Here is a 10,886-nt window from a genome sequence, read left to right on the forward strand (position 1 = left end):
CTAGGCTGCGAGTGTGCCGAAGAGTGAAGTGACCCCCGCCCGTCCGTGCCTGTTGCTCCTGGATGGGCATTCCCTTGCCTATCGGGCGTTCTACGCCTTGAAGGATGCCAACCTGATGACCACCGACGGTCAGCACACCGAGGCGGTCTACGGGTTCACCTCCATGCTGACCAACATCCTGCGGGATGAGCAGCCGACCAACGTGGTGGTGTGCTTCGACCGGTCCGAGCCCACGTTCCGGCATGCCGAGTACGCCGACTACAAGGCCAACCGCAGCGAGACGCCGGAGGACTTCCGCGGCCAGATGCAGCTGATCTTCGAGCTGCTCGACACGCTGCGCATCCCGCGGCTGTCGCTGGCCGGCTACGAGGCCGACGACCTGATCGCCACGCTGGCCACCCGCGCCGCCGCCGAGGACATGAACGTCCTGATCGTCACCGGCGACCGCGACGCGCTCCAGCTGGTCAGCCCCGCGGTCACGGTGCTGATGACCCGGCGCGGCATCAGCGACATGACCCGCTTCACTCCCGAGGCCGTGCAGGAGAAGTACGACCTGACCCCGCAGCAGTACCCCGACTTCGCCGCGCTGCGCGGCGACCCCAGCGACAACCTGCTGAGCATCCCCGGCGTGGGCGAGAAGACCGCGGCCAAGTGGGTGCGCGAGTTCGGCTCGCTGACCGCCCTCATCGACCGGGTCGACGAGGTCAAGGGCAAGGTCGGCGACAAGCTGCGCGAGCACGTCGCCCAGGTCCTGATGAACCGGCGGCTGACCGAGCTGCTGCGCGACGTGCCCGTCGAGGCCGACCTGGCCGAGCTGCGGCAGGGCACCTGGGACCGCGAGGAGATCAACAAGCTGTTCGACTCCCTGCAGATCCGCGGCGAGCTGCGCGAGCGCGTCTTCAAGGTGCTCGGCACCGGCGAGGCGGAGCCCGAGCAGGGCTTCGAGGTCGAGACCGTGATCCTCGGTCCCGACAGGGTGGCCGGATGGCTGTCGGCGATGCCCGAGGGCCGCGCGGGAGTGGCCTTCCGCGGCGCCTACGGCAGCGGCCGCGGCCGCATCGACGGCATCGCGATCGCCTCGCCCGACGGCACGGCCGCCCACATCGACCCCACACGGCTCACCGAGGCCGACGAGAGCGCCCTCAGCGCGTGGCTGGGCGACGAGGCGAGGCCGAAGGCCGTCCACGACGCCAAGGGGCCCATGCTGGCCCTGTGGGCCCAGGGGATGGAGCTGAAGGGCCTGTCGTGCGACACGGCGCTGGCCGCCTACCTGGCCATGCCCGGCCAGCGCACCTTCGCCCTCGAGGATCTGGCCCGCCGCTACCTCCACCGCGACCTCAAGGTCGAGGAGGAGTCCGGCGGCCAGGCCGCGCTGTTCGGCGACGACGAGGACGCGCCCGCCAAGGACCTCGCTCTGCGCGCCCACGCGGTGCGCGAGCTGGCCGACTCGCTGGAGTCGTTCCTGGCCGGGCGGGGCGGCACCCAGCTGCTGGAGGACGTCGAACTCCCGCTGCTGAGCGTGCTGGCCGAGATGGAGCGGGCCGGCATCGGCGCCGACCGCGCCTACCTCGCGGGCCTGGAGGCCGAGTTCGGCGCCGCCGTCAAGCAGGCCGTCGAGGAGGCGCACCGGGTGGTCGGCGAGCCGTTCAACCTCGGCTCGCCCAAGCAGCTGCAGGAGATCTTCTTCGTCAGGCTCAACCTGCCCAAGACGAAGAAGACCAAGACCGGCTACACCACCGACGCCGACGCGCTCGCCTGGCTGGCCACGCAGACCGACCACGAGCTGCCGGTCATCATGCTGCGTCACCGCGACCAGCAGAAGCTGCGCACCACGGTCGAGGGTCTGATCAAGGAGATCTCCGACAACGGACGCATCCACACGACGTTCAACCAGATCGTCGCCGCCACCGGGCGCCTGTCGAGCGAGAAGCCCAACCTGCAGAACATCCCGATCCGCACGTCCGAGGGCCGCCGCATCCGGCAGGGCTTCGTCGTCGGGGAGGGCTACGAGACGCTGCTGACGGCCGACTACAGCCAGATCGAGCTGCGGATCATGGCCCACCTGTCGGGCGACGAGTCGCTGATCGCCGCCTTCGAGTCGGGCCACGACTTCCACCAGGCGACCGCCGCCCGCGTCTTCGACCTGCCGCCCGAGCAGGTCGACGGCGAGCTGCGGGCCCGCATCAAGGCGATGAACTACGGCCTGGCCTACGGGCTGTCCGACTTCGGCCTGTCGGGCCAGCTCAACATCCCCGTCGCCGAGGCCAGGGCGCTCAAGGAGGAGTACTTCGAGGAGTTCGGCGGGGTCCGCGACTTCCTGCACGAGATCGTCACCCAGGCCCGCAAGGACGGCTACACCGAGACCATCATGGGCCGCCGCCGCTACCTGCCCGACCTGACCAGCGACAACAGGCAGCGGCGGGAGATGGCCGAGCGGATGGCGCTCAACGCGCCGATCCAGGGCTCGGCGGCCGACATCATCAAGGTCGCGATGCTCCACGTGAGCCAGGCGCTGCGCGAGGAGGGGCTGCGCTCGCGCATGCTGCTGCAGGTGCACGACGAGCTGGTCTTCGAGGTGGCCCCTGGCGAGCTGGAGACGCTCCGCCAGGTCGTCTGCGACCAGATGAACTCGGCCTACAGCCTGCGCGTGCCCCTGGAGGTCTCCGTCGGCGTCGGCCGTACCTGGGAGGACGCCGGCCACTGACCGCCGGGCGTCCGGCCGGGAATGTCCGCCAGGCGCACCGACGGGCGTGCCTGTACGGCACGCACGCGAGAGGCCACCGCGCCCGTTTCACGGGACAGGCTCCCGTGCCTGTACGGCACGCACGGGAAAGGCCCCATGCCTGTACGGCACGCGGGGGAGAGGCCACTCTGGGCGCGGGGCCGGCGCCCGTCCATCACGCCACTCCAGCCCCGCGGGGCCGGGGTGGCGGACGCCGGGGTCGTCGGCCGCCTTCTTCGGACCGCGGGCGGACGCTCGCGCGCGCCGTGGCCGCTGCCGATGCCGCCGGCCACGGGGGTGACTGACGGGCTGTTCGTCTCGGGGAGCGGCGCTTCACATGCCCTCGGCACGACGCCTGTCCCGCCGGCGAACGAACGAACCTGCCCAGGCTGCCCTGCCGGCGGCCCGTGCGCTCCGTCCGGGCCTGGCGCGTGTCCTCCGGAGGCCCGTGCGCTGCGTTCGGGCCTTGCACGCGTCCTCCGGAGGCCCGTGCGCTGCGTCCGGGCCGGGCGGGTGTCCTTCTGGACGCTCGTGCGCTCCGTCCGGCGCGGCCGTCCGGATGCGCGGCGCTCGGTGTGACTCGCTCGGTGTGACTCGCTCGGGATCCTGACCTCGCCCGTGACCTGCCCGGCTGAGGATGCGCCCTGCTCGTGACGGGTGGGTGCCTCGGCTGGACAGGGCCGGCCTGTGCGGGAAGCGCTCGGCGCGGGGTTGCGGCCGCCGGCGGCGGGCAGCGGCAGGGGAATGTGACCACCGGGCGGATCGATCATGAAAGCCTCTGAGCCGTTCTGGTCTAGGCTGAGATGGTTGGTCTGCCCCCGATCGGCACGGGAGTTCAGTGCGGAATTCAGCGTTGCTCACGCGGATCATCGGGCTAGCCAACGTCGTGGTCATCACGATCGCGATCGCCACCCTCTTACTGCTGCCCACAGCCGGCGGGCCGACCGTCGGGCAGGCCGCGACGGTCGGCACGGCCAAGCCGTCAGGGAACGCTCCGGCGACCCCCGAGGCGGAAGCGGACCTGCCCAGTTCCGACCGGCCGCCTCCGGTCACCGCCACGCCGGAGTTCGCCAAGCAGGTGAAGGCCAACGAGCTCGGCCTGGTCCCGGCGATCATGTATCACCGGATCATGAAGAAGCGGTTCGCGTCGATCGACCGCACGCCCTCGCAACTTCGCCAGGAGCTGGAGAAGCTGGCCAGGCAGGGGTACGTCCCGATCACCGCCAAGGAGTTCGTGACCGGCGACATCGCGGTGCCAGCCGGCAAGTTCCCCGTCGTGCTCACCTTCGACGACGGCCATCCGAGCCACTTCGCGCTGGACGGTACGGGCATGCCGAAGAAGGACACCGCCGTCGCGATCATCTACGACGTGGCCAGGAAATACCCCGGCTTCCGGCCCGTGGCCACCTTCTGGGTCAACCGCCAGCCGTTCGGGCTGCAGCGGCAGGACGACCAGGCGAGGGCCGTGCGGTGGCTGACCGACCACGGCTTCGAGGTGGCCAACCACACCTGGGGCCACCCCAACCTGGCCGTGCTGCCGGACAAGAAGGTCAAGGAGCAGATCGTCAGGCTGCAACGGCTGCTGAAGAAGTTCGGCGCGCCGGAGGGCGACACGCTCGCGCTGCCGTTCGGCTCCATGCCGCACCCCAGGAAGATCGCCAGGGCCGGATCATGGAACGGCACCGGGTATGATTTCGCCGGCGTCTTCCTCGCAGGAGCAGAGCCCTCCGTTTCGCCTTACGCGAAAAATTTCGATCGGGGTGCGATCCAACGCATCCAGAGCAACGGCAAACGGGGCGAATGCCGGAAGTGGTGCTCTGAGTACTGGCTGGAATGGCTGAACAAGCACCCTGGTGAGCGCTACGTCTCCGATGGAGACCCACAGCGGATCTCCATCCCACGGAAATCTGCGGGTAATATCGCCGCCAAGCGGAGAGCCCAGCTCAACGCCTACTAGGCGGCCTCACGCGGCTTTGCGCCCGTTGCGCTCCCGTGTCCTCGGATTGACCCCGCCCGCCAGGTCTCATATGCTGATCGCTGCGCTGTGGGCTCGCGCGCGCCTCAGACGGAGCGGGCTCGCGCTCGGTCTCGTCGATGACGTCATCCTCGGCTTGATGCGGAAGAGAGCCTGCTGCGCATCCGCCACATCGACATCTGTCCGCGTTCGGAGCAATTCCACACATGACGAGCAGCACCGAGGCCACCTCGAGCACCCCGCAGGTAGCGGTCAACGACATCGGTTCCGAAGAGGCCTTCCTCGCCGCGATCGACGAGACCATCAAGTACTTCAACGACGGCGACATCGTCGAGGGCACCGTCGTCAAGGTCGATCGAGACGAGGTCTTGCTCGACATCGGTTACAAGACCGAGGGTGTCATCCCCTCGCGTGAGCTCTCGATCAAGCACGATGTCGACCCGGCCGACGTTGTCGAGGTCGGCGAGCACGTCGAGGCCCTCGTTCTCCAGAAGGAGGACAAGGAGGGTCGCCTGATCCTGTCCAAGAAGCGCGCCCAGTACGAGCGCGCCTGGGGCACGATCGAGAAGATCAAGGACGAGGACGGCATCGTCACCGGTACCGTCATCGAGGTCGTCAAGGGTGGTCTCATCCTCGACATCGGCCTGCGCGGCTTCCTGCCGGCGTCCCTGGTCGAGATGCGCCGTGTTCGCGACCTGCAGCCCTACGTCGGCCGCGAGCTCGAAGCCAAGATCATCGAGCTGGACAAGAACCGCAACAACGTGGTCCTGTCCCGCCGCGCCTGGCTCGAGCAGACCCAGTCCGAGGTCCGCCAGACCTTCCTCAACACCCTCCAGAAGGGCCAGGTCCGCAAGGGCGTCGTGTCCTCGATCGTCAACTTCGGTGCGTTCGTGGACCTCGGCGGCGTCGACGGTCTGGTTCACGTGTCCGAGCTGTCCTGGAAGCACATCGACCACCCTTCCGAGGTCGTCGAGGTCGGCCAGGAGGTCACCGTCGAGGTTCTCGACGTCGACATGGAGCGCGAGCGCGTCTCCCTCTCGCTCAAGGCGACGCAGGAAGACCCGTGGCAGCAGTTCGCCCGCACCCACCAGATCGGCCAGGTCGTGCCGGGCCGCGTCACCAAGCTGGTGCCGTTCGGTGCGTTCGTCCGCGTCGAGGAGGGCATCGAGGGCCTGGTCCACATCTCCGAGCTGGCCGAGCGCCACGTGGAGATCCCCGAGCAGGTCGTCCAGGTCGGCGACGAGATCTTCGTCAAGATCATCGACATCGACCTCGACCGTCGTCGCATCAGCCTCTCGCTGAAGCAGGCCAACGAGGGCGTCGGCGCCGAGGTCGAGTTCGACCCGACGCTGTACGGCATGGCGGCCACGTACGACGACCAGGGCAACTACATCTACCCCGAGGGCTTCGACCCGGAGACCGGGGAGTGGCTCGAGGGCTTCGACAGGCAGCGTGAGGAGTGGGAGCGCCAGTACGCCGAGGCGCAGACCCGCTTCGAGGCCCACAAGAAGCAGATCGAGGAGGCCCGCAAGGCCGAGGCTGAGGCCGGTGAGGTCCCCTCGTCCTACAGCGGCGAGACCCAGGCCCCGTCCAGCAGCAGCTCGTCCTCGGCTCCGGCCTCGGGCGCGCTCGCCTCGGACGAGGCTCTCGCGGCCCTGCGCGAGAAGCTCGCCGGCGGGCAGAGCTGACGCTCTACCCTCGCTCGACCTGAGCTAGCCGAAAGGCCCCGCACGACCTTCGTGCGGGGCCTTTCCCGTTCCCGCGCTTCTTTCTGGTGGTTCCGGTAGGGCGACTCGCTTCTTCCCCGTACGGCGCGTTGCCTTCGTTCCCGTGCGGCGGGTTGCTTTCCTTCCCGTACGGCGGGGCGCTTTCCTTCCCGTACGGCAAGCCGTGCCACGCGCCACCCTGGGCACGGGGCCGGGGCCTGTCCAGGGATACGCGTCACCGAGCGCACGTGGTCGGCCGCCCCGACGGACTGGGCACACCGAGCCACCCCGTTCGACGGGTCCGGCGCCCGGGCCGGGAGAGCAGCAAGTAGCCGGCATCCGGTAGCCATCGGCACGGCGCGGAAACCTTACCGGCGTGCGGGGAAGCAGCGGCCCGGGTGCATCCGGTGGGTCGGTGTGGGTGGTGGTCGTCAGCTCGGGGTCAGCGGCGGCGGGTGATGACGTGGCGGCCGAGGCGCTGCAGGGGGGACTCCACGCAGCGGTAGGTCAGCCAGCTGGTCCCCAGCACCAGCACCACATACAGCGCGGCCATCCCCGCCTGGACGGGCAGCGCGGCCCGGCGCAGATCCCCCGTCACGACGACGAAGGCCTTCAGCAGCGGATGATGCAGCAGGTAGAGCGAATAGCTGATCGTTCCGAGCCACGCCAGGAAGCGGAACGAAAGGCGCCGCCGCAACGCCATCGCCACCGCGAACGTCGCGGCGGCCAGGGCGATCGTGGTGATCCACACGCCGGGCCGTACCCACCACCAGCCGGCCTGGGTCGCCCACGCGGGTGCCACCGCGACGAGGGCGGCCGTGACCGCGACGGGCCACAGCGCGCCCTCGCCCCGCTCCCACCGCTGGATGGCGGTCCCGGCGAACATGACGGCGAGGATGGCCAGTCCGAACCACGGCACCCTGCTCGTCAGCACCAGCAGGGCCAGGGCGCCGGCACCCATGACCCAGGCGGCGGGCTTCACGAACCTGCCGCTGACCAGGCACGCGAGACCGACACCGAAGACCGCGAACGCCGACCACGAGGGCCAGGGGCCCGGGGGGACCGGCGCGGCGGCCATGACCAGTCCGCTGACCACGGCGGCCGCACCGAACACGATCGCGATCTGGCCGCTGCGGCGGTGCGCTCGAGCGACGAACAGCATGGTGACCAGCAGGTAGAAGACCATCTCGTAGGCGAGGGTCCACATGGTGTCGACCAGGGCGGCGGTGCCGAGGACGTCCTGGAGCATCGTGGCGTGCGCGGCGACCGAGGACGGCTCCCGCGGGACGTCCACGCGGACCGGGATCCACCACGAGGCGGCCAGCACCACGGCGATCACGGTGAGATAGAGCGGGTAGAGGCGGAAGATCCTGCCGATCCAGAAGCCGCCGACGTCGCCGCGGCGTTCGAGGGAGGTCGGGATGATGTAGCCGCTGACGAGGAAGAAGACCAGCACGCCGTACATGCCGAGGTTGAACCAGTACGGCCGCAGCGACGGGATCACCCACGGCAGCATGTGCTCGGCCAGTACGGCGACCGCCCCGATGCCGCGGAGCGCGTCCAGCCACGCCAGACGCGACAGAACGGGAGTTCCGCTCGGTGGCGCCAATGTGCTGGCAAGGGACATTTAGCCAACTTATCGGACCTGCCCGGCCAATCGCCCCCATCCAGGGACACGTCTCCCGTACCGACGATCGATTCCCTGGACGCGGGAAAGGGCCCTCGCTCACGGCCGATCGACCTTCTCCGCGGTGGATGCGCTTCCCGATGCCCGGCCGATGCTCGGTTCCGTGACCGGGGCCGAAGGGCTGATCGGCGCGGCTGGTTCTCCGGGATGGGGTTCAAGATCTGCCCCGCCGGGGGGCGGGCTCTCGCCGGGCTCGCCCTCGGCATCCCGCAGACCATCGACGTCTCCGCCTTCGCCCCCGACCGCTTCGCCCAGGGAAAGCCGATCTCACCCCCGTACGGGTACACCGCCGACCGAACCCAGCTCCCTGCGGACGGGCAGCAGCCGGGCCAGCAGCGCCGTGGCCAGCCCGGCGATCAGCGCGGCCTCCAGTATGCGCTCCAGGATGAGCATGTGAAGCATCCACGGCAGCGCCGCCCTCATGGGGAGCACCACCAACTCCAGCACGAGGGCGTACAGCACCGCGGCGGCCAGCCCTGTCACCATGCCCTTCGCGACCGGCGACGTCCCGGACAACCCGGCCACGCCGGCCGCGAGGGCGGCGCCGAAAGCGGCTCCGGCCGCGATGAAGCCCGACAGGGTGGTGCCAGGGCTCTGGAAGACGTAGCCGTTGACCGTGCCCGACACCATCGCCGTGATCACCGCCGCGGTGGCTCCGCAGCCCAGAGCCAGGGCGATGCGGCCATTGCGGCGGGGCATCGGCGGCCGGCGTTCGCCGAGGGTGGCCAGACGTACCGCCATCGGGGCCAGCATGAGCAGGACGATGGCGATCAGCAGCAGGACGCCTGCCGACAGCCGGGTGTCCAGCACGATCTGCGCGCTGATCAGGACGTGTGCCAGCGGGTCGGAGACGGCCGGATATTTCTGGACATGGGCGATGATGATGTCGGTCTGGATGCCGTAGAACGTCCGTGCGCTCAGCGTCACCACCGCCGCGATCAGCAACAGCAGCGCCAGCGCCGACCACAGGCCCTGCACCCGCGGCGCCCACACTCTCGCCACCCACCGCACCCAGACCCCCAGCAGCAGGCCCGCCACCGCCAGCACCACCAGCCCGGCGAGCTGCACCGACACGGGGAACGGGGCCAGCGCGTGGTCTGTCATCCTGCTCGGGGCCAGAACCCAGCCACCCGCCAGGCCCACGGCCAGGCCCAGCGGCACGTGCACGGCGTCGCTGTCCGCCCCCACGGCCCGCAACGCCCGCAATCCCAGCGCGACGGCCAGCAGCAGGGCGAACACCTCCGCCGGCCACGGCAACGTGTTGGTGCGTCCCTGCGCGGTCAGCGACGTGGCAGGATCCATGGTCAGGGAGAAGCAGCCGCCCAGGGCCAGCGGAAAGACGAAGCCCTGGCGTACCAGCGGCGCCTGATCGTCCAGCGCGGCCCGGCGTACGGCGAGATGCGGGTGGGTGCGCACCCGCAGCGACACCGGCCACCGGCGCGGAGCCGGCGCCTCCTCGAACAGGCGGCGCAGCGGCGTCGCGTCCTCCTGCCACGACAACACGCGGGCGTCGGCCATCAGCTCACGCGACTGCAGCACCACCGAGCGGGTCAGCCACGACAGCACCGCCAGTCCGGCGATCTGGGCGGCGAACAACCACGACAGCACCACGTTCGAGCCGAACGGCATCTGCTCGGACCGCAGGAACGGCGCATGCTCCGACAGCACCCCGATCACGGCGGCGAGCAGGCCCGGCACGAGGATCACCGCGGCGTACGACCGCCACATCGCCAGCGTCACCGCCGTGATGTCCAGATCCCTGTTGCGTACGTGCGCCAGCTCGTGCAGCACCACCGCACGGAACAACGGCCGATCGCGCTCGAACAACATCAAGGTGCCCCGGCTGATCACGACATACCTGTGCCCGGCCCGGCCGAACGCCAGCCCGGCCACCGCGGGGTTGAGCACGTCGAGCAGGAAGACGACCCGGCGGCCGCCGAGCACCTCCTCGGACAACCGCCGCAACTCATCGTGGACCTCGCCGACGACCGGACGCAGCCGCCGGCGGCGGATCCGCCAGGCCGGGCCGAACCAGTACTGCAGCCCTGTGAGCAGGATGAGCGTCGCGAAACAGAGCAACGTGCCCGGCCGGAGATCCTGGTCGGCCGCACGGCTCATCACCTCGCACGCAGGATCGTCCCGGCCCTTCAGCGCCGCCAGCAGGCACGCCTCCCTGACCTTTGCCGCGACCTCCGGCCCATGCGTCGACAGCAGGTCGAACACCCCTGGCCGGTAGATCGCGGTCGTCGCGAACGCCAGACTGATCAGCAGGACGAACGCGGACGCGGTGGCCGACGGGATGCGGCCGTTCATGACGGCTTGCGGGCGAGCTCACTCACCACCGCATCGGCCAGTGCGTCGGCCTGTGCCTCCGACATGCCCATCCGGCGCGCCTTCCGGTACGCGACCTTCCGGATCTCCGCCAGCCGGGCCGGCGACAACGGCGGCGGGCCCTCGGGCAGCTCCCTCGGACGACGGCGCAACCGGCCGATCAGCCGGCCGGTCCACGAGCCGACATCCTTGCCCACATCCATGAGCACCGTGGTCACGACGCCGGAGACGATCGCCGTCACCAGCATCTCGTCCACCCCTGGCAACCCGAACCCGAGCGGCTCCCGATGAGGCCTCGACCTGTTCCTGCCGCCGAGCGCGTCCCAGGTCTGGTCGAACAGGGGCGATTCGGAGGGAGCGATTCTCATCACGACTCGACGGCTGAGATCCTTGGCGAACACATCGGACACCTGGGCCTCCAACACGGGAATTCTGGTCCCTGAAATATAGGCAGCCCCGAGGTCC

6 protein-coding genes are annotated in these 10,886 nt (G+C 69.8%); 3 read left to right on the forward strand and 3 right to left on the reverse strand.

Features of this window, described 5'->3' with window-relative positions; translation table 11 throughout:
- Nucleotides 1-13: 13 nt before the first annotated feature.
- From polA to rpsA, 3 genes are all read left to right on the forward strand, one after another.
- A complete protein-coding gene (gene polA / locus ABZX22_RS19045; RefSeq protein WP_354910501.1) occupies nucleotides 14-2,704 on the forward strand; it encodes a DNA polymerase I in 2,691 nt (896 codons plus the stop codon).
- 871 nt (nucleotides 2,705-3,575) lie between these two features.
- Nucleotides 3,576-4,679, forward strand: coding sequence for a polysaccharide deacetylase family protein (locus ABZX22_RS19050; RefSeq protein WP_354910503.1), 1,104 nt, complete (start codon nucleotides 3,576-3,578; stop codon nucleotides 4,677-4,679).
- A gap of 224 nt (nucleotides 4,680-4,903) precedes the next feature.
- Complete coding sequence (rpsA, locus tag ABZX22_RS19055; protein WP_354910505.1) at nucleotides 4,904-6,385, forward strand: 30S ribosomal protein S1; 1,482 nt, start codon at nucleotides 4,904-4,906, stop codon at nucleotides 6,383-6,385.
- Between the two features lie 460 nt (nucleotides 6,386-6,845).
- Here rpsA and ABZX22_RS19060 read toward each other — a convergent pair whose 3' ends face one another.
- From ABZX22_RS19060 to ABZX22_RS19070, 3 genes are all read right to left on the reverse strand, one after another.
- Nucleotides 6,846-8,030, reverse strand: a complete 1,185-nt coding sequence (locus ABZX22_RS19060) for an acyltransferase (protein WP_354910508.1) — start codon at nucleotides 8,028-8,030, stop codon at nucleotides 6,846-6,848.
- A gap of 327 nt (nucleotides 8,031-8,357) precedes the next feature.
- On the reverse strand, nucleotides 8,358-10,403 hold the full coding sequence (locus ABZX22_RS19065) for a M48 family metalloprotease (RefSeq protein ID WP_354910511.1): 2,046 nt from the start codon (nucleotides 10,401-10,403) through the stop codon (nucleotides 8,358-8,360).
- Nucleotides 10,400-10,678, reverse strand: a complete 279-nt coding sequence (locus tag ABZX22_RS19070; RefSeq protein ID WP_354910512.1) for a hypothetical protein — start codon at nucleotides 10,676-10,678, stop codon at nucleotides 10,400-10,402. The genes ABZX22_RS19065 and ABZX22_RS19070 overlap by 4 nt, the downstream gene beginning before the upstream one ends.
- Nucleotides 10,679-10,886 lie beyond the last annotated feature (208 nt).

It is taken from the genome of Nonomuraea sp. NPDC003804 (genome assembly GCF_040610675.1).
Classification (GTDB): Bacteria; Actinomycetota; Actinomycetes; order Streptosporangiales; family Streptosporangiaceae; genus Nonomuraea.